The organism is Paenibacillus sp. SAF-068 (assembly GCF_051967555.1).
Taxonomy (GTDB): Bacteria; Bacillota; Bacilli; order Paenibacillales; family Paenibacillaceae; genus Paenibacillus.
The window spans coordinates 1-26260 of the sequence record NZ_JBQCJX010000007.1; the positions used below are offsets into that span (position 1 = coordinate 1).

At 39.7% G+C, this 26260-nt stretch carries 17 protein-coding genes; all 17 read right to left on the reverse strand.

Translation table 11 applies throughout. The annotated features are described in order from the left end of the window. Positions 1-493: 493 nt before the first annotated feature. Positions 494-1228, reverse strand: coding sequence for a LytR/AlgR family response regulator transcription factor (locus ACTHPG_RS25065; RefSeq protein WP_440392096.1), 735 nt, complete (start codon positions 1226-1228; stop codon positions 494-496). A 24-nt stretch (positions 1229-1252) separates the two neighbouring features. Continuing rightward, complete coding sequence (locus ACTHPG_RS25070; protein ID WP_440392098.1) at positions 1253-2602, reverse strand: GHKL domain-containing protein; 1350 nt, start codon at positions 2600-2602, stop codon at positions 1253-1255. Positions 2603-2824: 222 nt separating this feature from the next. Further along, positions 2825-2989 (reverse strand): cyclic lactone autoinducer peptide, encoded by a 165-nt coding sequence (locus ACTHPG_RS25075; RefSeq protein ID WP_440392100.1) that lies wholly within the window; start codon positions 2987-2989, stop codon positions 2825-2827. Further along, a complete protein-coding gene (locus ACTHPG_RS25080; RefSeq protein WP_339239683.1) occupies positions 2952-3605 on the reverse strand; it encodes an accessory gene regulator B family protein in 654 nt (217 codons plus the stop codon). Before ACTHPG_RS25080 ends, ACTHPG_RS25075 begins: the two co-directional genes overlap by 38 nt. Before the next feature lie 206 nt (positions 3606-3811). After that, positions 3812-4483 (reverse strand): 4'-phosphopantetheinyl transferase family protein, encoded by a 672-nt coding sequence (locus ACTHPG_RS25085; RefSeq protein WP_342571901.1) that lies wholly within the window; start codon positions 4481-4483, stop codon positions 3812-3814. A gap of 11 nt (positions 4484-4494) precedes the next feature. Continuing rightward, a complete protein-coding gene (locus tag ACTHPG_RS25090) occupies positions 4495-5151 on the reverse strand; it encodes a hypothetical protein (protein ID WP_339303950.1) in 657 nt (218 codons plus the stop codon). After that, a complete protein-coding gene (locus ACTHPG_RS25095; RefSeq protein ID WP_440392101.1) occupies positions 5129-6724 on the reverse strand; it encodes a non-ribosomal peptide synthetase in 1596 nt (531 codons plus the stop codon). Before ACTHPG_RS25095 ends, ACTHPG_RS25090 begins: the two co-directional genes overlap by 23 nt. 14 nt (positions 6725-6738) lie before the next feature. Then, positions 6739-7464: a thioesterase II family protein gene (locus ACTHPG_RS25100; protein ID WP_339239675.1), complete on the reverse strand. Its 726-nt coding sequence runs from the start codon at positions 7462-7464 to the stop codon at positions 6739-6741. Positions 7465-7478: 14 nt separating this feature from the next. Then, positions 7479-8696 carry a beta-ketoacyl synthase N-terminal-like domain-containing protein gene (locus tag ACTHPG_RS25105; RefSeq protein WP_440392102.1) on the reverse strand — a complete coding sequence of 406 codons (1218 nt, stop codon included), beginning with the start codon at positions 8694-8696 and terminating at the stop codon, positions 7479-7481. Beyond that, positions 8693-13186, reverse strand: a complete 4494-nt coding sequence (locus ACTHPG_RS25110; RefSeq protein WP_440392103.1) for an SDR family NAD(P)-dependent oxidoreductase — start codon at positions 13184-13186, stop codon at positions 8693-8695. The genes ACTHPG_RS25105 and ACTHPG_RS25110 overlap by 4 nt, the downstream gene beginning before the upstream one ends. Positions 13187-13210: 24 nt before the next feature. Next, positions 13211-16987, reverse strand: coding sequence for an SDR family NAD(P)-dependent oxidoreductase (locus tag ACTHPG_RS25115; RefSeq protein WP_440392104.1), 3777 nt, complete (start codon positions 16985-16987; stop codon positions 13211-13213). A gap of 36 nt (positions 16988-17023) precedes the next feature. Further along, on the reverse strand, positions 17024-18184 hold the full coding sequence (locus tag ACTHPG_RS25120) for an ACP S-malonyltransferase (RefSeq protein ID WP_440392105.1): 1161 nt from the start codon (positions 18182-18184) through the stop codon (positions 17024-17026). A 15-nt stretch (positions 18185-18199) separates the two neighbouring features. Further along, positions 18200-19675 (reverse strand): condensation domain-containing protein, encoded by a 1476-nt coding sequence (locus ACTHPG_RS25125; protein WP_440392106.1) that lies wholly within the window; start codon positions 19673-19675, stop codon positions 18200-18202. Further along, positions 19656-21263 (reverse strand): non-ribosomal peptide synthetase, encoded by a 1608-nt coding sequence (locus ACTHPG_RS25130; RefSeq protein ID WP_440392107.1) that lies wholly within the window; start codon positions 21261-21263, stop codon positions 19656-19658. The genes ACTHPG_RS25125 and ACTHPG_RS25130 overlap by 20 nt, the downstream gene beginning before the upstream one ends. Before the next feature lie 14 nt (positions 21264-21277). Then, a complete protein-coding gene (locus tag ACTHPG_RS25135) occupies positions 21278-22417 on the reverse strand; it encodes a condensation domain-containing protein (RefSeq protein ID WP_440392108.1) in 1140 nt (379 codons plus the stop codon). After that, entirely contained in the window at positions 22395-25049 is a 2655-nt protein-coding gene (locus ACTHPG_RS25140) for a condensation domain-containing protein (protein ID WP_440392109.1), read from the reverse strand. The genes ACTHPG_RS25135 and ACTHPG_RS25140 overlap by 23 nt, the downstream gene beginning before the upstream one ends. Positions 25050-25152: 103 nt before the next feature. Then, positions 25153-26259, reverse strand: a complete 1107-nt coding sequence (locus ACTHPG_RS25145) for an ABC transporter permease (RefSeq protein WP_440392110.1) — start codon at positions 26257-26259, stop codon at positions 25153-25155. Between the last annotated feature and the right edge of the window lies 1 nt (position 26260).

Genomic DNA, 26260 nt, shown 5'->3' on the forward strand with positions numbered 1-26260 from the left:
TCCTGAGCCAGGATCAAACTCTCCAATAAAGTATTGAAAAGAGCGATAAGCTCATTTTGAATCTGACGAGATTAAAAATCTCATTTGTGCTCCAGCCGATTCAAGCCAAGGCTTGTTTCGAACTTTCGCGTTCATTCTGCAAGCAGAATGTTTACTCACTCGTTGTTCAGTTTTCAAAGATCAAACTCGTTCCGTTACCGAATGTCGTTCTCTTCAGCAACTCTTATATAATATCATGTCCGAACCAACTTTGCAAGCTCTTTTTTTAAAGTTTCTTTCGAAGCTTATTTCATTCGCTTGCCGCACCGTTTGAACCGTGTTTTCTTGGCCGGATTAATAATATATCACGTCAGATTATTAATTGCAACACTTTATTTAAATAAACTTATTTAGTTGCAGCCCTTCTTGGCTCATCACATTTCTCTTCATTATAAAATATGTATAGGCACATATTCATGGAGTATAAAATTTCGTTTCTACTTTAAACATATACTCACTTTTGAACGATATCCTTTAATCCTTTCAAAAACCGACTGGAAGCATAACAGATCTGACCGTTCACCATCTGAATCTCTCTCGTGGCAAAATCAATTTCTGAAATATTATCTTTATTTACTACATACGAGTTATGACAACGATAAAACCTGCTGTCCATCTCAAGTAAGGTTTTCAATTTTCCATAGAACTCAACTTGACGATTTTTAGCATGAAGAATCACTTTATGTAATTGCGGAGAGGTTTCAAAAAATAAAATATCGTTGTACTCAATACTGATGACTTTATCGCCAGACTTGGTTTGAAATATTTTACGACTGTTTTGTTTATTTTGAACATATCGCTGATTTGCCGTATTAATACATTCGATAACCCGTTTTTGTATATCAGTAAAATTATCTTTTGTAATATAATCCATTGCTTCGACTTTATAAGTGAATGTTAGATAGGTCAGCTCTGAATGTGTCGTCACAAATACGATGGCTCCTTGAGTATCATATTGACGAATTTCCGCTCCAAGCGCAATTCCACTCTTTTCTTCCTGAATGTCTACATCCAAAAAATATAGACCTGTTGTATTATTTTGCTGGAGATATTCAATAATATCACTAGAATGTGCAGTAGAGATAACAACCTTCATATCTAAGTTCTCTATCATAATATAGTCCGTTACATATTTGGTTAAACGTTTGCGTTGTTCTTCATCATCTTCACAAATAAAAATCTCCAACATGCCTTTCCCCCCACTTAAACTGAGTTATCCTAATATCACACTGCTCGTAGATCTATTGGCATCACTGTTGACTGAGGGCTCGAGCACTTCTAATATTTGAATAAATGTCTTTTCTTTTCGCTCAGTATCCAAAGCAACACCCTTGCACTGTGAAACGATCTCTTTTAAGTTGCTAAGACCAAGTCCACGATTGTTGCCTTTGGTTGAGAAGCCCTTCTCAAAAAGTTTATATAATTCAGGAGTTTCCTCTCTGCAACTGTTCATGACCACAATTAATATGCCTCTTTCGTTACGAATCAGTGCTAAAGTCACAATCGGTTCGTCACAATGAATCGCTTCTTCAATAGCATTATCTAGCAAAATCCCTACACATCGGCATAATTGAATGGAATCCATATTGATGTGCTCAATAGGCTCAATCACCTCAATTACCGCATCAATGTTCAACTCTTGCGCTTTAATCATCTTGGCAGATATAACACCTTTTAATTCCTGTACTTTCAGATTATGTAACGGCCCTAACTTGTATGTATTGGACTGCATTCCTTGGCTGATTGGCATAATCTTTTTTTCAAAGTAAATTTGTAACTGTTCTATATCTTTATTTCGAATAAATTCAGACATACTCAGAAGAATATTGATATAATCGTGTCGGAATTTCTGCATATCAGTATATAAGTGTTCCAGATTTTCCGTGTAATCTGTCAGCTGTTCATACTGTTCTTGTCTATTCTGAAGTGCCGACTCTTTCATAACTGTTCGAGTTAGTGCAACAAAAACACCAATTAACAAAATAAAATAGAATATAAAAAGTATACTATTGGCTTGAATATTCTCATCTGAGAAACCTTGTCGTTGCCCGATCCATATATTGATGTAAAAAATCACAACAGTAAAAATGGATAAAATCGATAGATATAAACCATATTTTTTCAAAAAGATATCTCGGCTATTTAGCTTTGTGAAAAGTCCCCTGACTATTGCGCTCATTAGAAATGTTAAAACCATAATTCCCGTCACAGAGAGTAACATATAGAAAGAATTATATTGAAGAGATACATTAGAACCACCAATAACCCTGATATTTATTACACCACATATGTAGTCGCTTATGACCATAAAAATAAGCGTAATCGTAGGAATTAGAATGCTAAGAATAAACTTTCTCAACTGGTAATACACGCTTAACATTAGAAACAGTAAAACTACAAAACTACTTGCTGATCCCATAACTAAAAAAAAGAAATATCCTAGAAGGATTGAAACAGTAACCATATAAGCAATATACTTCCGACTAAATTGATTCTTCAACATGATAGGAATAGACAAACTAAAGGTTACCATTTGAATTATAGAACCAAAAATCAGCAACATTATCAATAACCCTTCTCTCTATGTAGTAAAGATTAAGCGAGTCTTGCCTATAATGAAAAATCTGATTAATCATTAACAAAAATTAGTAAGTGATTGTAATCATGATTATATGAAATAATGTAAAATTTATCAACAAAATAGTCTATCTTACTGTTTCACCAGTCCATAGCTGGGTACAAAGTAAGATAGACTATTAGGATAATATAGGTAACATTTAACTACTTACTTATTACTCAACAACAATTCGCTCGGGATTTTAGACTCATAATTGAAAAGTGAACAACTCGTTTCCATCGCAATCTCTCCACTTTTAATCGCCATTACCTCCATTGATTTCGCTACATTATTCTTAAATCCGTCCAACAGCATCTGTTTCATATTTTTCATAATTTCTAACACTCCTCTTAAGTATTTTGTATGTTACGGGAAGAATTGAAATGATCTGTAACAACATGCCTGTCATCATTAATGTTTTCACCGTATGACTTGGACATAAAAGTGCAATTAAAGTGAGAATTACTGCCGTTCGTACAGAAGCCATTCTCAGTTTCTTTCTTCTCTTCGCTCCAAGAAGTGGGAATTTGTCAGTATCTGCTGGCGCATATCGATACAAAAGCACTGCAGAGATCAATCCAGTAATTAAAACCATATCGTTGCCAATCATTATGTATGAGCATATGTAGGGTAAACCAACGAATAACATGATGCTGATCATGCTGCATCTGAAGCTTGTACTGGCATGCAATCCAAATGATATTCGACGGACAGCATAATATGTAGCATGTACAATTAACGTTTCCAGAAGCATATTGAATAAGAGAGCCAGACCATAGACCAAAACACTTTTCATGGTATTAATCAATAACGTTTCAATACCAAGCTTCATCTTTAAGTATCGAATGTGTTCTCCATCACGCTCCTTGTTAATCCATAGTGCAATCTTACTAGCCAATGATTCCGTTAAACTGGTATGTACTGCGGGTTGTTCTTGTATGTTGATCACCTCTCTGGTACTAATTATAGGGGAGTAAAGACCTATACATCCGTTCCCTTCCTACTATTGATTCTTTCCGTCACAAACGTACATGATCTGCCTTTACCTATGTCATAAGCGCTTCATAATGTCACGTAACTGCATGAAAAGACAAAATCACCACGATTTCGTAGTCTGTAAGACTACTAACCGTGGTGGTTTTGTCTTTTCATGATTCAGGAAGCAATGAGTAATCTCAGTACCTCCCTTATATCAACTTTTTGCGGTACAACCAAACTACATATTTCTTTATCATCTTTCATAAAGCTATAACCTGTAAGGAACGGAAATCGTTTGAATTGTATACGAAACACTTCTTGTCCATGTATTAATTCTGAAACAACTTCACTTATCTCATAGATTGAATAATCAGCTAGAAGTCCCATTTTCAACGCTTTCCCCAGTGCCTCTTTGCAACTGAAGAATATATAGGCAAATTGTAAAGCTGGGTAAAGATGTTCTATAAGTTTTTTCTCGGCCTCACTAAGCATCTCTGCAATCGGGATATCTGAACGTATGGTCTCTATATCAACTCCGACTACGTTATCCTTGCTGTATAGTACAGAAAGAGCATATGTCTTGGAGTGACTTAATCCCACTTCGAACAGATTGTCATGAATCAGCGGAAAACGCAGGCTCCCATATTCAACAGAGATATTACTCATCTCCCCATGATATGAGGGAAATTGATCCTTCAGATTTTTTTTAATAGCATATCGCCCGACCAGAAACTCTTTCCTTCGGCCTTCATTGGTTATGTTATCGTATATTTCATGCTCATAAGGACTCAAGATGTCGTCAGCCTCAATCTCTTGCTCACTAATTGCAATCAGATTTGGAGTAATCATACGCATTCACCTCAATGTGCCAGCATTCTTGATTTGAAATGCAACATATAGAGCACTAGCAAATCAATGATAAAACCTGCATTTACCAACATTATAAATCCAAGATAAATACTCTGGCCGATAGAATCAATTGGGAATTTAACAAGAATCACTGCTGAGATCAAGAGACTCACGGCTGCACACCAAGGTACTACTTTTGAAGATCTATAATGAACTTTACGATAGAGCCCCATAGCAATCATCAATATACCGGGAAGAAGCAGTGACTCCTGTATATTGAAAAAGTTAACATCACCATTTCCAAACGTATACACGGGGAGTTTTATACACAACAGAATACCTGTAATAATTAATAGATTGTCTATCCATTTACGATGTTTTCCAAGCATGATGGCAAACCAGGCTGTAAAAATATTCAGGTAGGATAAGGTAATAACGAATAATGAGAACACAATTCCCCCAATGAACCAATACGTTTCCGACGGAAGAAACTGATCCTTTCCTACATAATGGAGAAAAAGAGCAATGTAGATGCCCACTACAATCAGTTTTAATCCCCAGTACCACTTCATGCTTCCCGTGAATGTTTTCCTAAATGAAGGGTCTTGACCTGCATGATGCAGTTCATACTTTCGGAGCAGAAAATCATAAATTGTACGCTGCATCATATTCTTCTCCTAACATTTTGGTAATCTCATTGACTGTCGGATTCTCAATAATATCAAAGAAACTGAGATCACTGTGGAACGAATGATTAATCTCTCTTGCAATCTCCCAGATCGTAATTGAATCGATGGCGAACTCAAACAAATTGGTCTGTTCAGTGATGTCCGCATTCAAATACCGCTGTAAAATTCGAATAAGTCTTTTCGTTTTGGTAATAAAATAATGCTCATACAACGTTTTAGTATCGGTCTTCCCGTTCCCTGTCAAAGGCAATTCGCTAACATAAGCTATTTTGGACGGGATCATGTAAATAGGAAGCAATCGTTTTAGTTGGCTAGCTATATTTTCTTGGCGTGTTGTAACAGCAAGGTAGATTTTTTTATCCTGAACAAAAGCATGACAGTTGGAGATACCCAACGACTTTACAGTAGATTCGATTTCCTGAAGATCAATGCGGTAACCATTAATTTTAACCTGGGTATCTTTTCTTCCCATATAGATTATTCGGCCGTCTGCATTCACTCTTACAAGGTCACCCGTCTTATACACAGGTAGGCCATTCCAGCTAATAAAAGATTCCATCGTCTTCTCGGGGTTACCAAGGTATCCTAAGGCTACTCCCTCTCCCGCTGCGTAAAGTTCCCCTTCATTACTCATCTCACCTTGCTCATTAACGATATATACTTCCGTTCCGAAAATTGGCGTTCCTATTGCAATCTCGTCCACAGAACCTTCCATTACATCTAGTGTAGTGAAAACAGTGTTCTCCGTAGGACCGTATCCGTTAATAACTTTCGTAAATGGTAGGACCTTCTCCACATGTGACAAGCTTAGCTGCTCCCCGCCCACAATAACATGACTTAATTTCTTGAACATTTCAGGTTTTTTATCCACCCAAAAATTAAACAAGGAACTCGTTATCCACATGATATCTATTTCTTGTTGAATTCGTTTTTCAACCAGATAAATGTTCAGAACCTCTGTTTTGGAAAGTAGCGCAATGGTCATGCCACTAAGCAATCCCCCCCAGATCTCAATAATTGAAGCATCAAATTCCAGAGGACTGATATGAGAGATGGTCTTAGCTGCGTCCCATCCCAAACGATCTTCATGCAATAATCGCACCACTCCACTATCAGGAATTCCCACTGCCTTGGGAAGGGATGTTGTTCCCGATGTGAAAATGACATAACACATTTGATCCTCTGTTCTCGTTACACCTGACCACTCTTCCATCCTTTGATGATCTACCTCAAAAACAGATTCAATGGTTATCTTAATGTCCAGTGTTTGTCTCATATACTCCTTACGAGTCTCTGGATAGTCTTTATTAATAACCGTATATGCTGCACCATGTTTTAATATGGCGATCATTGCAGCAATAGCTTCTATGCTTCTCTCCAGTTCAATAGCAACAATATCATTAACGGATACCCCTTTTTCTTCTAGCCAGTCATAGTACTGGTTCGACAATGCATTCAATTCTCCATAAGTAACCATACGATTCGTTTCGGAAATGGCAATCTTGTTCTTATACATCTCCACGCTTTGCTGAAGCATTCCAAGTAAACTCATATTCTAACCCCTCCTCAGATAATGGTCTTATTTGAATTAGTAATAAAATCAATAACATCCAGACTGACTTGATTCTGGTGGTCATATAAGAAGAAATGTCCAGAAGGGTAGAAATGATACTGTACATCATTCTCGGAAAGGTCTGTCCAATAATCTTCATCGGCGACAGACAGATCCTGCTGACCTAGAAAAACAGCAATTTGAACTTTTTCATCAAATGTATAGCTCTGATAGTTGTTGACGACATTGTACGTATTCACTGCATTAATGTCATGGCGAAGTGCTGGCAGAAACAGCTTACGCATCTGTGCGGAATCAAACTGCCTTTCTTTAATCAAGCCGTAATGTTTGCAGCGTAGAAGAAGTTCCTCATCTCCTGATAAATCCTCATTTCGAATATCTATTCGATGAGGCGGAGTAGCGGCCATAAAAATCAGTTTGACTATGTTGTAGCCTTCCCTGATTAGCATTTGTGCAACTTCATAGGCAACAATTGAACCCATACTGTATCCAAGCAACATGATTTCTTCTTCTTTATTCATTGTTGCTGTAATTCTCATGTATAGATCGGCCGCATTCTCTTGAATGGACTGATACGCTGTCTCAGAAAACCGTCTCCCATGCCCAGCATATTCCACAGACATGATCTGCATATGGGGATACTTGTTTTTGATCTGATTTTGTAGTTCAACAAATACATTTACATGAGCTCCAGCATAAGGAAAACATATCAGTTGCATGTCTATTTCCTCCTCTATCCTTCATCAGCATCCATATGAATGACTAAGTTATACACGTTGCCATGCATTGAATACATGGGCATTGTAATCCAATGATAGTCATTCACTTGAGTCGTCCATTGATCCGGTTCTATCTTGCCTATATAGGAGTTGGGCTGAGTAACACCACTTCCCTGTAACTCTGTGTTATTTTTCTTCGATTCCAGCAAACGACATAATCCAATTAATCCATAGTATCCAATCATGTATTGAGCATGTTGTTTCAGATATCCTCCCTTTAAACCAGGGAACACCTTCTGTACATTTTTCAAACAGGAAAACTCAGCAGTATCATCGATCTCATTACCTCTTCCATACAGGTCCATAAATATATCATCTGAAGGAAGTACACCGGCATCTGCCAGAGATTGAAGCACCAGTTTTTTAACTGCATTGCGATTAATTACAGGACTTCCCATAGTGCCTGCGGTGATGTCTTTAATTTCAGCAAGAATGTGATCTCCATCTGCAAGGGCTTGCTGCCTTTCTTTAATTAGAAAGGCAGCGCCTCCTTCTGAAAAATAGTGCCCTGAAGCACCTTGTTCGAACGGTTGAATAAATCGATCAGAACCGAACCCAAAGTTGGATAACTCATGGGGGAATGGCATCGTACTAGCGCAAGAACCACCGACCAGGGCCGCGTTAAACTTCCCCTCTTTAACGGCTTTATATCCGCTATATAAAGTCCCTATGCCTGAAGTTGATGCTTCGCTTACCATCTGAATTGCTGGCGGCCTGGATAAACGTAGCATTTTCAGATATGCCAACGGATCAAGCAATTCTATAGCCTTCATGAAATCAACGCCCTGCATTCCCAAATAGGCCGATTTAGATATCAAGTCTGTTTGTGCAGTTCCGTTAGATACCAACACATCGTGTTTCGTTGTCATGACATTCTGATTGATGAGCGACTGAAACAACGATAATGTGATTCTTTCACTGGAGAGCAAATATGATGTTTTTTCCTCATCTATGCCTTCTAAAGGAAATCTTTCTTCAATGGATGGATAGAAAATCCCATCGAATGAGCTAGCTCCGTGGAAATCTTGACTAAAGCGCTCGCTCAACTGCTCTATTCTATTTTCCCAGAGCTTGTCCTTGCTATGGAGAAGCTGCTTCGCTTGCGAATCATCCATCGCTGGCATATCCCAGCGGTAGTCTACAATGACGACACGAGAACTGGATTTACTCATGCTGCAGCCTCTTCCATCAGCTCTTTCACATATTCACTTAACTGCACAATCGTCGGATAGATAAAGACATCAGCAACCTCTATATCAATGTTAAACTGCTCTGCAATAGGCCCGTAAATGCCAAATGCTTTGAGAGAATCTCCACCCAGATCGGTAAAGCTCTTATGCACATCAATCTCATTAAGATCAAGCACCGAAGCAAACACGACGGTAACAAACTTCTCAATATCATCCTGGCGATCCGTCCCAGTTACAGTTAAAGAACCATACTCCTTGATCTGGTAAGGACGTGCTTCCTCCTCTTCCCCCTCCAAATTAGTTCGAGATTTCCCATGACTGTAACTGCCTGGTAACTGGATATATTCACCTAAATATTCTTCGATCCTGGATGTGTTAAATTCACCTGCAATAAAACCGGAGTCTCCCGTATGAAGCGAAAGTTTAATATATTCTCTGCCTTCCATGTTAGAAACAGATTTCATTAAGAGATGTTCATCCGCAGCAGCCAGATCTCCGAAATTAAGGGCCATTCCTGTCTCTTTCCATCCCGGCCACTGTATTGCTGTTATTAACGAATCAGATAGTGCCGTCCCTTCCAAAAATGCGTTAGCCACGGTATAAGAGAACTGACCTGCAGAACCTGTAATTGTAGTCATTGAAGAACTGGTAACAAAGAATTGCAGCTTGTCTGCATTAACATACTTCTGGAGCAAAAGTGTACCGGTAACCTTTGGTGCTATAATTTTTTTGAATTCATCCTCCGTTTTGGAGAACAACATGCCTTCCTCTGGAACTCCCGCCAAATGAATAATTCCAGCTATATTATATTTCGCTTGAATTCTGGTTATAGTTATCTGTACTTCAGACTCATGTGAAATATCGCAAGGGTAGAATTTCAGATTAGCCCCTCTGGATATCAGCTTATTCAATTTATTAAGTTTACTGTCCTCATACAATGAACGTTCTTGTTTGGAAGCAAGGGCCGCTTGGATATCTGTACGTCCCAATACCGCTATGTGTACTTCAGCATTCACATCGAGTAGCTGCTCGATATATTCAAGCCCGATGCCCCCGTAACCCCCTGTAACAATAACGCAGTCATCATTCAACAAGTCTACGGATCTAGGCTTCAAATCTTTATTTTCGATGAGAGATTCTTCGTATATGATGCCATCATCAACAATGACTTTTTTACCATCCAGTTCACTGCGAGCAGCGACCTTTAACAACTCGGTAATATTAAACCCGGAGATCTGAATCATTTGTGTGGCGAAACCTGTATTCTCCAAACCCACAATCCGACCTGAACTCATCATTGCATATTGAAGCGGGTTAACTTGAAGCTGGTCTTTCTCCAAAGCAAGACCCTGATCAGCTGCAAAAATTAATTTACCGCCTCTCTTGAGGAACTTGTTAGCTGTCTTGGCGAATAGGAAGTACTTCATCATCTCTTCTTCAATTTTCCCAGGGTCAGATATGTCCAATCCAATCCACGGTGCATAAACTACCAGATCATATCTAATTCCTGTTGTTATCTGATCTAATTGCTCATAATTCACACGAGTTATTGTAGAAGATTCAGCCGTTGAAACCAGATCATTGCTTATCAGTAACACTTGTTTGTTAACCCAATGTTCTTCTTCTCCACCTGTAAACTCAACTGTTGAACGTTCCCACCCAATAGTATGAAGATACGGCTTAAATAACATATTGGCAAAAGACTTCATAACATATTTATCTACATAAGCAACTAGATCTCCCTGATCATTGTACACATGGATGTGCGCAGTGATTACATCATGATCACCGGTAATGTCATAAAGAAGTTCGGTGACGGAATACATCTTCTTGGTGAACCTTACTCCTGTATAGGTAAACCGACCGTAAGACAAGGGAAGATATGTCTTCTGGCGAGCCTGAGCCCGTTCATATACCATAGCCCCCAGAATTCCATCCAACATGGAAGGGTGCAGATGATAGGCATCAAGATCTTCAAGGAATTCCTCTTGTAGATCAAGTGAGAGAAGTAATTTGGAATCGGCCATATGAACCATCCGGAAGTCCTGAGCGATAAAGTTCCAACGTCCCTTGAAGAAGTTATTCTCCTCTTCTGTACTTCCCATCGTTGTAGGTTTCAATTGATTCTGTACCTCTGAGGACAAATCAAGCTTATGCTTCTCCATTACTTCCTGGGGTTTAAGTGTAAAGACTGCATGCGTCTTATACTGCTCCAGATCATCATTTTCGTATGAGAGAACCTCAATATCCAGTTGCTTGGCAGACAGCTTGTTCACATGAATCAGGAAACGTTTATCTGTTTTATCATCCAGCTGAATCAGATTTTTGAAATACAACTTTTCTAACGTGAACGCAGGTTCGTCAAAGTATAAGGAAGCTAACTCAGCAGCCAATTCGGTATACGTGGTACCTGAGAACGTACGCTTACCTCCAATTCGATGATCATCTACGAACCAATCATCTGGGGATAAGTTGACTTGGTACACATCCGATTTGGCGGATCTGATCACTTGCTCTTGAATTAATGTCGCTTTCACTGGAAGGCTCGGGCCTGATTGAACAGGCGGACTATATCGTTTAACCGTAGCCCATAGAATATCAGATTTGAATTCGTAACCAGGTAATGTTACAGTTCTAGCCTTCTCATACGGGTATTCATCAAATGTCGTCTCGTACCCATCCAGTTTGAGTTGAATAAGCTCATTCAAGTCAAACTGTCTGTAGTCTGTTTTCAATTGATAATGGATAAGTTTTTTCATATCCGTTGTTACTTCCCGATCACTCGTCGTAAAGATTCCGTCTGCTGGCACTCGGCCTTCCAGCAATGTTATCGCCGCTCTTACTTTTGTTATAAACTCTTCCATTGAGTTAGCTTGGAAACCAACTCCTGTGTTAAACCAGTTTCTTCTATGAATAAGGGTATATGAAATATCTTGCAGTCTATATTCGCTCATGTATTCTTCATGTTTCACATACTTGTACAACATCTTGATTAATTGATTAGTCGATTGTGCCGTGAAAACAAATGGAAAAGCCATTGGGTCATAATCTAATTCGTTTATAGCGTGCTCATATTCCTCAAGAATCACATGAGCATTGGTACCGCTGAATCCGAAGGAACTGATTCCTCCTCGACGCGGATATTTACCTTTGATCCACTTCTCAGCCTGGGTAGGAATGTAGAATGGACTGTCCACAAACTTGATATATTCATTCGGAGCTTCAAAAGAATGGTTTGGGAAGATTTCCTGGTTGCGAAGAGCCAGCGACATCTTAATCAATCCGCCTACCCCTGCTGCTCCTACGGTATGACCGATATTTTCCTTCAAACTTGTCAATGCACAAAAGCCACGTTTGTTCACATATTTTTTGTATGCATCCGTTAGCCCTCGAACTTCAATCGGATCGCCAAGTTTCGTGCCCGTTCCATGTGCATCAATGTAATCCACCGTTTCAGGCGAGATATGGCTGCTTGTATAGGCATCCAGTAGAAGATCCTTTTGAGCATGGGGATTAGGGGCGGTCAAACCGTTAGATTTGCCATCACTATTAATCATGCTGCCACGAATAATGGAATAGATGTTATCATTGTCTGCAATCGCATCTTTCAACCTTTTCAGAATGACAATACCTACACCTTCGCCAAAGATCGTTCCTTGAGATTCAGCATCAAATACTTTCAGGAAGGAACGCGGTGTCTCCACATTACTGTATTGATCGAGTACACTACCTTGACGTGGAAATAGTCCAAGAGCAATACCGCCAACAATTGCTGTATCAATCTCTTTATCCCGAAGTGTTTTCAATGCTATATGTGCAGCGACCAACGAGGAGGAACAAGCTGTATCAACGACAAACGAACCTCCAGACAAGTTATAAATATAATTGAGACGACTTGCCAGTATGCCTTCCCAGTTTCCTGAGTTTATATGATTGGAGTCCTCTTCAATCTCGGAACGATAACTTGCTGTAATGGATTTGTCTTTGCCTACATAGATAGCTGTTTTGCTATCCTTAACATCGGATAGGCGAATACCTGCATCCTCCAGAGCAAGATAGGAGTGCTTCATAACCAAACGATGCGTGGGATCAATATATCTGGCTTCGTCCTGACTAATGCCGAAAAATTCATAATCAAAGGTATCAATATCATCGAGATAAGATCCCTTTTCTTTGCACAATCTCTCCAGGAATTCCTCTGGTGTGATCTTTAAATGTTTGGCTCCGTTGTGCAGATAAGTGTGATCTTCGGGAATATAACCAATTCGACCTTTGGGAAATTCCTTAAACCCCTGTTTTCCGTTTTTTACCGTTTGGTAAAACTCAAATGTATCTTTGATATCACTGTATTCGCATGACATGCCTACTATCGCAATATCATCTGGAATAATCTCTTCTAATAAATCTTTGCCTACTGCTGAATCAAGTTGGCCCTTTTGAATCTGACCGAAGATATACTCACTCGCCTTCATGTTCAATCGCCTCTTTCATGATTATTATTTATTGAGAAATGCCAGCATCTCTGCTGCATCATAATGACCATCACTCTGTTCTTTCACTGCTTCCCGGTTGTCCACCTGATTGATAAGATCAACCTGACCCTGTATCGTGGCAATAGAGAACAATGTCGTTACATCGAATTGTCCTGGAAACGCTAGATTCAATTCATCACATAAATGTACGATTGTAATAGAGTCCCCACCTTGTTCAAAGAAACTAACATTTTGGTCATAATCATCTTCACCAAGTGTTCTCCGCCATGCAGTAACGACATGATCTTTAACACGATCAGAACCCGTGTATACCTTCTCTACTTGTTGCTTTCTGTGCATTTTTGTAACAGGACTGAAGAGAGAAGAATACTCATCTGCTGCACGTTTTAGCTTAAAGAGAGCAGCCGACTTGGCATTCGATTGAATGAACCGATTTAATAATGGAATGCCCTCTGCACTGGTTAATTTCTCGAAATAATAATCTTCCATCCCTGCTGACATACCTACATCCTGCCAACCCGTTAGATTGAGAACTCTTACATTCGTATTCGTTAGGGGCAAGCCCGATTGATATGCATTAGCCATGGAATACTCCGCTTGTCCCATCGCCCCAATAACACCCGCTAGTGAGGAGAAATGAATGATTTCTTTCACTTCAGGGAAATACATTCCCAACAGATTCGAACCTTCTATTTTACTTTTTGTCTTCGAACAAAACTCATTCCTGGACTTGTTAACAAACAATCCCTGAGCTGGCTCACCTGCAAAGTTCAGAATATAATCAAGTTTGCCATGAAACTGAGCAGCGAAAGAAGAAACCTCTTCCTCATTAGATATATCCAACTTGAGATAACTCACATTATCTCTTAATGGCAGACCATCCCACACGGACCTTCTTCCCGCAGCTATGATTTGGATGTCAGCAGATCGATCAGCCAAATCTCTTGTGTAGGCCTGACCAATTCCAGAACTAGCCCCAACGATCAGTACAGTCGTACCTTCGGAGAATTTGTCCCGGGATGATTCATCTACTTTCAAACTCCTCAAACGCAGGATATAGAACTTACCTTCCCGGTGAATAATATGTTGCTCCGACCCATAGTCAACTCGCCCCACATCCGTTGAGTATGTATGATCTGTATCCACAACAATAACTTCACTGTTCACTTCCAGTCTTAAGGCATAGGCTCCCATGGCTATGGAACGATTTAAGGCATTCATTTTGGGATACTCGCCCTGCTTACCTGTGTATCCTAAAACCCCTGAATTTACGTAATAAAACTTTTTCATATGCAGTATTTTATTTAAATTGATTAGCACTTTTCCAAGGGTATACGTCTCATCCGCAATACGATCTACCTCTGTATAATTCCGGTCCCACAGATATACGTGTTTTATCATATGTTTCTCTTGGAGCCCCATCGCCTTCTCGCTAATTTCTGTTAGTTCCGTAAAATAGGCTATTGGACTATCAAGTTGAAGCTGTGAACGCAAGGATTCATGTACAAAATGGATTGCTTCGGATGAACTATACGAATGTTGTGTAAACGTTGCAGGTATAATCTCTTCTTGCTTAAAGTACGGACTCGATTCTTCCTTGTTAAGAGCATTTTTAACTTTATAATGATCAGCAGATAGAATAAGATTCCACTGTCCATCGAACAAATTAACATTAAGTGAAAGGATGATGTTCCCTCTTTCATCCATGGTACGATCTACTAATTCTATTTCCGAATAGAACTCTTCCCCTACAAGTTCAAACTGCTCAAAACGGATATCGCTCCAATACCATGGAAACACAATCTGTTCGGGTTCAGCCATTCGATTTAGAGCATTGAAGGCAGGATCGAGAATGGAGGGATAAAAGCTATACATTGAGAATTCAACTTTATACTCTGAAGGAGGTCTCAGCTTAACTACAGCTCTTGTATGTTCTTGATTAGTCCATAAACGATCTACTACATCCCATCTTCGGGATACAGCAATATCTTCCCCTCCTTCGCCCCCAACCTGGCTTGTTACAGCGACTTCCATAAGTTCTCCTGCTTTTATTCGCTGATCCAGCTCTATCGCCGTTCTTATTACTGGCCTGTGCATTGAAGATTTATCATGTAATTCAAACTGTAGCCAAGTCTTCAACACGCCAGCAGTCGTATATGTTACAACCACCTTTAAGGTTTTCTTATCCAGGTTGAGTAGAACCATCAGGGGGCCGTCTTGAACCGCCATCTGATTCATAATGTGAAGACCATTAATGTCATAGTGCTCAAGAGTGTATGGCGTACAACCTAACCCCTGGGCTATCATTTCAAAAATACTCGTACCTACAAGCAGATGCTTTCCATTGAACTGATGTTCACGAATCTCCCATTGTCTTTTACTGTGTAAAGGAAACTGCACGATAAGCCACTCATCCGTTTCCAAGCGCTGAAGATCATCTTGTACTGTGAATGAATTTTCATCCAATGGGAACCAGTAACTCTTTAAATTCAATGGCAATTCCTTGGCTTTGGATGGCACCGAACAGCTATATTGTTGAAGAATAACGTGAGCATTTGTACCCGTCATGCCGAAGGAGCTAATACCGGCAAGCGCATGTTCTTCCAGCGGAAAGGAACGATCTGGGATAAAGAAAGACGATGATTCAAAATCTATCTCCTCATTGGGAATCTGAAAATCCGGATGAGGTAATACTACGCGGTTACGTAAAGATAAGGCCGACTTAATCAATGAGAACAATCCTGATGTTACATCCAGATGTCCGAAGTTGGACTTACATGCTGTCAGAGCAATTTTCTGTTTTGTTTTAACACGTTCTGCAAAGTAATTACTCAAGCTCTCAAATTCGATCGTGTCTCCGATGGCCGTCCCCGTACCGTGTGCTTCAATAAATGCCAGCTGCTGCATCTCGTCCTGAAGGGGAGCCCATGCCTGTTCAATCAGTCGTTCTTGCGCATCAGGGTTAGGCGAAGACATATTCATCGTCTGACCATCGTTATTCATGGCGTAGCTACGGATTAGACCATAGATAAAGTCACCATCCCGTTCTGCATCCTCCTTCCGTTTGAGAATTACAGAACCTACACCCTCTCCAATGGATGTACCTGTGCTTCGATCATCAAAGGTACGTGTCCGAGCATCTGTTGCCAAAATGTCTACCAATTTATCGGACTTGTATCCCGGCTTAACATAAAGATTAGAACTAACGACTATAGCCTGATCAATAATACCTTGTCTAAGATCATTTGACGCTTGAATAATGGATACCAGTGAGGATGAACAGGCCGTATCCGTCATTATGGAAGCACCACGTAAGTCATAGATATATTGTATGCGACTTGATATGGTCGAGTTTAACATTCCAAGCAGATCCGGTTTCAACCTACGCTGCTGCAACAATAATTGATATTGATATTGCTGTGTAGAGTTCACACTTGCATATACACTGGTTTGTGTACCGCGGATCTGCTCAAGACAACCAGCATCATTCAGCGCCCGGGTGGCTGATAACAGGGTCAATCTCTGGTTGGGATCCATAAAATCAGCACTTTTTTGTGCGATGTTGAAATATTTATGATCAAATTGATCGATATGTTCAAGGTATGAACCTGGCATGAATATATCCTCATTAACCAGTTCACCAATCTGTTCATGTCTGTTAGTCGGAAATTTCCCCACGGAAATTCGCTTATCACGCATTTTATTCCATGCATCATTCATATTCCCACACCCTGGAAGCGTGAGGTCCATACCGATAATGGCAATATCTCCTATACTCAATGGTTCTCCTCCTCTCCTTGATCAGCTTCCAGGAATTTATCCCGCTTTCCAGGCTAACTTGTTACGATAATGCATGATTTGTTCCTCTGGGACTTTTTTCGTCCGAAGAATAAGCTCCAACAAGGATAACGTTTTTTCTATATCCTCAGCCGTTGCCTCTTTTCCAATCTGTGATTTGATCTGGTTATATCCACTAATCACAATATTTTCATATGCTTCCGGATCTTCATTATTATTTTTGGTCGAGACAATAATCCCTAGCGCTCGAGAAAAGACACTGTAGTGTTTATTAACTTCGATATCGTCTTTAAGTTCATTGCTAAGCTTTGAGAGTTGCTCTTCGTTGTGGAGGGCGTGGACTTGGACCTGATTTCCAAGCATTTTGACAAACATTCCGTTCGGGGATAAATCAATGAATACTTGTATGCCCTGCTTCACTGCATATTCCACAGACTGTGTCCAGCAGACGGGATTTACCATCTGACTGGATATCCCCTTCCGAATATTCAAAGGCTGATACGGTCTTGCGAATTCGTTGCTAATGACTTCAGTACTCCAATATGGGTTAAACGAAAAACTGTTCAACTGATTGTAAACTTCATCTGCTGCTGCCTGCATGTAATGAGTATGAAAAGCGCCACTGACTCCTAAAGGAACAGACTCTACCTTGTTTTGTTTGACGAAGTCCTGCAGATCAACCTTCTTACCCGCAATGACCGTTTGCTTAGCAGAATTATAATTGGCTATATAGATATCTTGTCTATCACTCAACCATGCTTCAACCTTCTCCGGGGAAGCAAACACAGCTGTCATGCCCGTACTCTCTTGTGTATCAATGGCTTTTTTCATGGCAGTTCCTCGCACATCTACCAGTTTTAGTCCCTCACTATAACTTATAGCACCTGCAATGGTTAGTGCTGTAATCTCACCCAGGCTGTGTCCAAGAACGATGCTAGGATATAAACCCACATGTTCCCGGTACAATTGATACATGCACATGGACCCTACATAGGTTGCCAATTGTGCTTTTCGTGTGTCTTGGCTTAGATCAGAACAGAACCACTCTCGGATCGGCTGCTGCAGCTGTGTCTCTGCTTGCTCAATCCATTTTAGTGTTTGTTTATTCTTCAGCCATGCTTCCTTTACTTCCTCGCTAACTTTAGTTCCTTGTCCCGCCAACATTAATGCAATTTTCATATCGAGTTATCCTCCTTATAATCGTTCAAGAATTTTATGTGTCAGCATTTCGGAAGTATAGTGATTAAAGAAATCACTTATTTTTAAATTCACTTTGAATTGTTCTCGTATTCTTTTTTTGAACTTTACCAAGAGTGTCGAATCCATACCGAGATCAAAAAAGCTCTCTTCTGCATGTACAGTCTGCTCATTCAGCAATGTACATACCATCCCGGATACCTCTTTGTATATAACTTCATAGTTATCTTCACTTAAGATATCGTTTGGAGAAGCGTTATCTCCATCTGTCTTAATTTCATCTTTCAAACGTAACATTTGATCCAGCCCTATTTCCGTATCAGCATATAATGCATGGACATTACGACCAAAAATAGATAACAGTTGTTCCATGTCTTCCGAACTATATTCACTGGATATCATTGTTATATGAAGTTCGTTCAGTTGTTTATATATCGAGAAGTGAAGACCATATTTTTCATCGCGATATGTCTCGATTTCATGGAGTGTTATTTCATGCTCATGACTAAGCGTAGTCTCGATCAGACTTCCTGATTTGTAGTCAAATATGATATCCCGAAAAATGTTCATACATTTCATGGACTCCTGATATCTCACAGCATCATAATGGCTACTCGTTGTCAGATCCTTGAATATCTGTTGTTGAACTTCTGCAGTGAGTTGCTCAACGCTTGAATAATTCTGTGTATCAAACCTCTTATGAAAAGGAACTAACTGAACAAAGTTTCCAAGTGCTCTAAAATTGGTCTGATTTCTACCCAGATACGGATAAGCCAGATACACGGAGTTATGGTTCAGCCAGCCGGCCACACTGATGGCAAAAGCAGTCAGACATAAAGAGAAATCCGTGTATTTGTGTTTGATCATACTCCCCAGTTTCACAGTTTCACTTCGATAGTTCACATGCTCAATCTGTTTGTTGAGCAACCGGGATTTAAATCCTTCATATCCTCTAAAATCAACTGTATTACGCTGTGAGCTAATATTAGAATCCGTATGTTCATCCACCGAACTGCATTGGAAGGCCAGGGGCTCATCCGAGAGATATGCTGCAATGACATCTTGCAAAAATAGATTAATACTTAAGCCATCAAGTAACGCATGATGTACATTAACAAAAAGGTAATCATTGGTTTCATCAGCCACCTTACATAATACAATTTTGACTAACTCTTTATCTTCCACCGATATCAAGTGAGCGTCGAGCATTGCTTGAGGTTCAAACATGGACTGTGAGCAAATTTCAATTGTAGGTACTGCTGCCGTGATCCATCTCTCAATGTCAGAAGCAATTCGATAGGAAGTCCGGAAAATATCAAATTGTTCAAAGTATAATGTAAGCAGATTATACATTTTGGCAATATTGAGCCCTTTCCCAAACTTCACAATCATGGGAATATTATAAGCCGTAGGATTCAGTAAACTGCTATTAATAATTCTTTTTTCACTATCACTAGCCGGCTTTAACATCATTCACGATCTCTCCTAAGGTGCGTGTAAATAGCATATCCAGATCTATCGGGTAGCCCTCTCCTCCTAATTTCCAGATGACTTCCATTGCTTTAATAGAGTCACCACCCAGTTCCAAAAAGGTCTTATTCATGATTAGCTCACTTTGGAGTACATTTGTAATTACTTCTGCAACCTTGCTTACATCATTGGACTCCTCATCTTTATGTTCGTTCATTGCTTGCATGTCTGTTTTACCATTGTTATTCATCGGGATCTTGTCCACCACCTTAACTGTTGGTATCATATAATCTGGCAGTATATTGCGAAGATGCTGACGGAATGGTTCGAGTTCGATCATATCCGTTACAAACAGGTACAGCCGTTTACCATCGTAATGAGCCAGACACTCTTTATTTAAGCCATAGTTGTATGCACAACGTTCAATCTCGCCAAGTTCAATCCGATATCCAGAGACTTTAACCTGCCGATCTACTCGCTCGACATAGTTCAATTCTCCTTCAGCACTCTCATAAACAACATCGCCTGTCCGATAATAGCGTTGCCCCTCCCAGTAGGCAAACGCCTTTTGATTCGCTTGATCGTTGTCGATGTAGCCTCTCATCAATCCTGAGTCAGATAACAATAACTCTCCCTGGTCTCCACGGTTCACCCGTATGCCATTTTCATCCAGAATAAGAGAGTTTCCCTGGTCAAACATCTTCCCAATCGGAATCTCTGTTTCATTCCCTATTACTTTATATCGGGTGGCAAAGACGGTCGTCTCCGTTGGACCATACACATTGTACACATTACAATATTGCGCCGCTTCATGCAGATGTTTGATGGAAGCACGTTCGCCCCCCGTTAAGATGAGTTGTAACTTGCGCAAGTCCTCCGCACATTCTTCAACATATAGATTAAACAATCGTGTTGTCAGAAATACCGTATCGATCTCTTTCAAAATCTCTGGAATGATATCAAAGTCTAGACTGTCGTCCTTACTCACCATTCTAAGTGTCATCCCATTCAGCAATCCGCCAAAAATTTCGTAGACGGATGCATCAAATTCAAGAGGAGCAAATTGACCAATGACATTGCCTTGGTAGAATTCATTTTGTCTCACAATTTTTTCAATAGATCGATCTTCAATAGCTACAGCCTTAGGCTCGCCAGTTGATCCAGAAGTGAAGATAATGTATAAAAGACTGTTAACTTGGCGAGAAGCATGCTTTACCCCCAATACGTCTTGTACCACATTTTGACGAGCACACTCTTGCTTCTCTATTTCATTAAGACTACGAAGTATGACTTTGCCATTCACTTTAGTACGCATTTTATTCTTGCGAAAGTCCGGATAGTCTTGGGGAATGACGCAATATGCAGCCCCCGCTCGGACAACTCCAAGCATGAGAATGATTGCCTCCAGCTTATCCTCCGCCTCAATAGTTACCACATCTTCATTGGCTATTTTTTGCCACATTAAATGTTCCGCTACCCTGGCTGTTAGTATATCCAATTGACCATACGTAAGCGTCTTTGAGGAATCCTTAATTGCAGTTTTCTCCTTATACGTATTGAAATTCCACTCTAATTCTTCTAATACATTCAACAGAAATCCCCCTTTTAGACAAGACAGTTTTCCAGCGTTGTATCAATTAGATCAAACATAAAACGAATTTGCTCTTCACTGTATTGACTTGGATTATATTCAATTTCGATCTGTGCGTTACCATTCAGTAGAAAAACACGGATGTACAGTTCAAATTTGTTTAAGTTATCCGCAGGAATATATTGAAAGTATCTGAACATATCTTCTTCATAGGAATAGACAACTGGATGATCTATGTTACACCGTGTTGGTGGCTCCATGCTCCGCTCTGCAAACGCACTGAGATTATCCAAGGAGATTTGTTTGATCGTTGTTAAAATGTCGCGTCCCCTAGCAATTCTTCGGGACTGCATCTGTACAAAACAACCAATCTCATGAAATGCACCCATACTCATACGCCAATTACCTATAGTTCCATACACGCTGCCTGTGCAAGTTTGTTCTAATACCGATTCCCATAAACCTTGGAAAACTGAATTCTTGGTTACTTTCAACAATGTTGAGATTTGCTCAATCTGTTGGAATTGTTCAGGTTTCAAGTGTTTTATCAGACGTTCTAAATGATTTTTTTCAGTTGTTACATGCAGATTTTGTTCAGGTAGTCGTAAGAATTCTTCCTTAGTAAAAGAAGATTCATTGGTCTGTAACTCATTAATTCGTTGGTAGAAACTGAAGTCGCTAACTGGAGAATTCCGGGATCGCCCTGCAAGGTGATCCATAAACATAGATTCGAAATTTCGAATTCCCCATCCGTCAATACAGATATGGTGAAATTCAATGAGCAAATACATCTTTTGTTTATACTCTGCGAATTGAGTTCTCCAGGGATATTCTTTGGTGAGATCGATTATTTCTTTCCTTTGTCTCAAATAAATTTCGGGATGTTCATCTAAAGAGATCTGTGGAATATCGAATTGATTTGAATCCAGACGATGATAAATTTGATGAAACATTCGGTGCTCCGCATCATAGGTATACCGGGTCTGTAAGGTTGGGCAATCCTGCAATGTAATTAGAAGAGCAGCGCAGACTTCATTAAGGCTAACCGGTTCTGGAATTTCATAGATGAATGGCAGACGATACACAGGCAATTTATTGCAGATAAACATCTTTCGTTGTATATATGTCAGTTCACTTGATTGAAGAAGTTCCATCTGATGTTACCCCTCCTTCAATATCCATAGGGATTACCTGAAACTCCCTCAAAGCTCGCTCAAAAGTAACCATTATCCGTCTTTCTTCCTCTGAGTCATATACGTTACTATCGATATACACACTCAGTTGGGAATGTGAAAAACCTCTACGCAGTTGAACGAAAATCTGGAACTTGGATAATCCATCAAATTCAATCGTCTGATCAAATATGGATGAATCCGCAGACTCTTCCCCTTCTTGCAGTGTTTGAAAAACAACACGAGGATAGGAAAGATTAAATCCATGTTCATTCAGATCCATTAAAGATACCGTTTGATTCACTCTTGCAATATAAAGGCTGTTCTTCAGAATATCCGAATTCGTAGTAGAGAAGAACAAAGGTAAGACTCTGGCAAATGAACCAATGACCTTACTCGTTCGTGCTATAACGCGCCCATGATAGACAGCACCAATATATCCCTCTTCGTAATCAAAATATCTGGATAGTGAATAATGGACTACGTTTAGTATCCTTAATTCAGTCTCTTCAAAATTCGGTATGCCTATATCCAGGTTCCAGTGATATGAATGAAAGTATCCACTACCAAGAGAAGATTTACCCGGATTATGGAATTGTTTGTACGGAAGAAGACTTTCCCACTGCTTGAGGGCTATAGAGGTAGCATGACTGTACTCCTCTGCCAATGAAGCATATTGCGAATATACAGGTTCATAATTGTTATAACACTCTGTTATCTGATCTTTCAGGATCTGAATACCCATATGATCAATAAGTATATGATGAATATTAAAGTACAGATACATATCTCCTGTCGAATTCAAATGAACAAGTTTAAAGTCCCATAATTTTGAGTGAGGATGTATACGAAGTGTTTCTTGATCTCGCTGTAGATCGCTTAAATCTCCTACATCCACCCATTCAATATGTACCTGCCGCTGAGGCATTACCGAAGCTGTAAACTGGCCATCCTGCATTTCAAATGAAGTGAAAAAAATATCATTTCCTTGAATAACCTGTTCAATAGCTTCCTTAACCCGTTCCATATGGCTGGCTGCCTGAGACGTTAGACGTAAAGCATAACTTACATTGTACATATCCGTATTTATAAACCGAAAACTATCAATAAAGATTGTTTTTAAAAAGCCAGGAAGATGATAATGATTAGGGTTATTCGATTCTGGTCCATCCTCCCCTTCTGAAATGGACTTTTTACTGAGTTTCTGTTTCAATTCTCTAATTGTAGAACAAGTATAAATATCATGGTAAGACAATTGAACTTCATAGTACTCGTAGGCATCCGTAATAATCTGAGCTATCTCGAAAGAGGTGATATCCGTATCCAATAGATGATCTTCTTCGTTATATCGCTCAAATAGAAGTTGGAGTGTCGAGCTCTGCTGAGCTTTACCAGCTCTAATAGTGCCGCTGTTTTTTGGCTCAACTTCACCTTTTTCCATACTTACTTCCTGCCCACCCATACTTAACTGCTCATCGAGATTAATACTATCCAATTCGAGTACCATCTCTCCCAAACAATCACATACGCCCTTTACTAACGTGTTATCGTAACGAAACTCCATATACAGACCGTCTTCATATTCATTGAATTGTGTATGGTTATCATATTTGTATAAATAATCTCCCAAAACAAAGGTCGAGAACACTTCAGAATGGGCAATTGGATCTGACATTCGTGTATAAGAGACTACCAAGTCAAAACCCTTCGCGCCAATAAGATTCATATATTCCTCATAAGTTAATGCACTTGAAGATTCAATAGCCACAAAGAAATTTTTGAACAGAACTTTAGCGTTATCCTTGTAACTCAGCTGTTCTGACAATTGAAATGAATAAGGAACAACATCTGTATAATTACCAATCTGATTTTGCTCTGTCTGATGATTCCGCCGTGATATAACTATCCCGAAACGGGATTGCCTACGCTCCGTTGCAAGAGCTATTGCATATAATATGACACCAAATTTGGTAATCCGGAGCTTTTGTGCCAATGATCCAATGGCTTCCCATACTTGTGATGACAATTTGAATTTTCCATAAACAGGATTTTCCAATGGCTCAAGGGCAGAGAAATGTGATATTGACTTAAAGGATTCAAAATAGTCATGGAGCATCGATGATTCTTCTTTTCGAATTGGCCTCTCTGGCATATCGTACAGACCAGCAGGAACAGAGAATTCACCATGAAGCACTGAATATTCCAATGCGGTCATGAACTCGTTCATCGAATCGCCGTCAAACACCAGATGATGGATAAGAAATTCAATTCTGCATTCCGCTTCATCTATATAGTATTTTGCCAGCCCTTCTCCCTCAAAAACATTCAGTTTGACATCCTGAAGAGGAACATGACTTCTAAATGAATTAGGCGTGTTTAGCCTAGAACAAAAAGCATATTGGGAATCTTTCTGTACAATGGTTAATCCTAAAGCTTTATGGCCTTCCATTACTCGTTCAATAGCATCAGCTATATTACAAGCCGCCCACTTAGAATCATATTTCACGGTAAAGAATATATCATAGTTCTTGCGATGTTTCTCGGCATACAGAATTTTTTCGTGTAGAGATGATAGATTGGATAGTTCGATTGTTTGCGCAACCTGAGTGGCCATGATAATCCGTCCTCCGATCTCCATCGTGTATCCCCGGTATCTCCTTCATTCGAGGATGTACCGGGAAAACGAGGTTCTGCTATATTTTATACGCTGGAAGAGCTTAAATATCTTCCGTTCTCACTCTTGTCAGTAGTACAAAAATAATCGCAGCACAGACGAACAAACTGATAATATGCACTGTAATCATGCTACTGTTACCTGTAAACCCACTGAACATCTCATTGTTCAACTCTGTAATCCAATGGGTAGGCAGTACACTTGCAATCTTCTGCATACCTTCAGGCATAATTGAACTGGGCCAGAGTGTTCCGCCTAACATCGCCAGAGGAAGCGATACTACGGTAATAAGCAACCGCCCCGTAGACATTTTGGTTGTACGACTTACAAGCAGTAACCCAATACCTGCCGCAATCATATTGAGTAATCCATACGCCAACACGAGCAATAGAAGTTCTCCGAACGATAGAGATAGATCAATTTGGAAAACTCCGGTCATAAGAGCAATCATAAGTATAAATTGTCCTACACCGATGACTGCAAACACACTTACAGTCTGCACGTAGTAGCTCAATTTACTGCTCGCTGCCAGTAATAAACGCTGGGTCGTGGTATGCACCTTATCACCAAGGAATAACAGTGTATTGGTCATTGTAAGGAACATAATGATAAACACAATCATATTGAATGAACTCGTTAATACCACCGCATTAGGGTTTCCAAGAATCTTCTGTTCCACTTGTATTGGAGCTTTGGTTGCTGCAGCTTCTTTCATACCTGCGGTTAATGATTCTTCACTGGTGGCATTTTTGGCCAGTGTTTTTAAAACAGAGAATACACTATTCAGTTTAATCTCCAACGAGTTTGAATTGAAATTCTGTTCATTCACGTAACTGTTCACCTTGAGCAGATCCGGATCATTAAATATGTCCTGAGTGCTTGAATTGAATACGATTCCCAGATTGGTACTATGATGAATAGCATCATCTGCCGAAGCTGCTTGAGTAATGGTGACATTCTGCTTCTTCAACATATCAGTGACATAAGAATTCACAGCTGAATCTTCTACATACATCGTGAGTGTGACCTTGGTTGCTTCCTCATATTGCGCTACTACAGAATACGTAAATACAACTGGCAACAACAAGATTAAGATAAAGGTAAGTTTTCGCTTGAAAATACGTCTTAAATACAGTTCGAATACCCGCATC

Bases quoted from the DNA above. Each gene is read 5' to 3' on its own strand.
- ACTHPG_RS25065 (WP_440392096.1), bottom strand. From the start codon at position 1,228: ATGTTGGAGATTTTTATTTGTGAAGATGATGAAGAACAACGCAAACGT.
- ACTHPG_RS25070 (WP_440392098.1), bottom strand. From the start codon at position 2,602: ATGTTGCTGATTTTTGGTTCTATAATTCAAATGGTAACCTTTAGTTTG.
- ACTHPG_RS25075 (WP_440392100.1), bottom strand. From the start codon at position 2,989: ATGAAAAATATGAAACAGATGCTGTTGGACGGATTTAAGAATAATGTA.
- ACTHPG_RS25085 (WP_342571901.1), bottom strand. From the start codon at position 4,483: ATGATTACTCCAAATCTGATTGCAATTAGTGAGCAAGAGATTGAGGCT.
- ACTHPG_RS25090 (WP_339303950.1), bottom strand. From the start codon at position 5,151: ATGATGCAGCGTACAATTTATGATTTTCTGCTCCGAAAGTATGAACTG.
- ACTHPG_RS25095 (WP_440392101.1), bottom strand. From the start codon at position 6,724: ATGAGTTTACTTGGAATGCTTCAGCAAAGCGTGGAGATGTATAAGAAC.
- ACTHPG_RS25100 (WP_339239675.1), bottom strand. From the start codon at position 7,464: ATGCAACTGATATGTTTTCCTTATGCTGGAGCTCATGTAAATGTATTT.
- ACTHPG_RS25105 (WP_440392102.1), bottom strand. From the start codon at position 8,696: ATGAGTAAATCCAGTTCTCGTGTCGTCATTGTAGACTACCGCTGGGAT.
- ACTHPG_RS25110 (WP_440392103.1), bottom strand. From the start codon at position 13,186: ATGAAGGCGAGTGAGTATATCTTCGGTCAGATTCAAAAGGGCCAACTT.
- ACTHPG_RS25120 (WP_440392105.1), bottom strand. From the start codon at position 18,184: ATGAAAATTGCATTAATGTTGGCGGGACAAGGAACTAAAGTTAGCGAG.
- ACTHPG_RS25125 (WP_440392106.1), bottom strand. From the start codon at position 19,675: ATGATGTTAAAGCCGGCTAGTGATAGTGAAAAAAGAATTATTAATAGC.
- ACTHPG_RS25135 (WP_440392108.1), bottom strand. From the start codon at position 22,417: ATGGAACTTCTTCAATCAAGTGAACTGACATATATACAACGAAAGATG.
- ACTHPG_RS25140 (WP_440392109.1), bottom strand. From the start codon at position 25,049: ATGGCCACTCAGGTTGCGCAAACAATCGAACTATCCAATCTATCATCT.
- ACTHPG_RS25145 (WP_440392110.1), bottom strand. From the start codon at position 26,259: ATGCGGGTATTCGAACTGTATTTAAGACGTATTTTCAAGCGAAAACTT.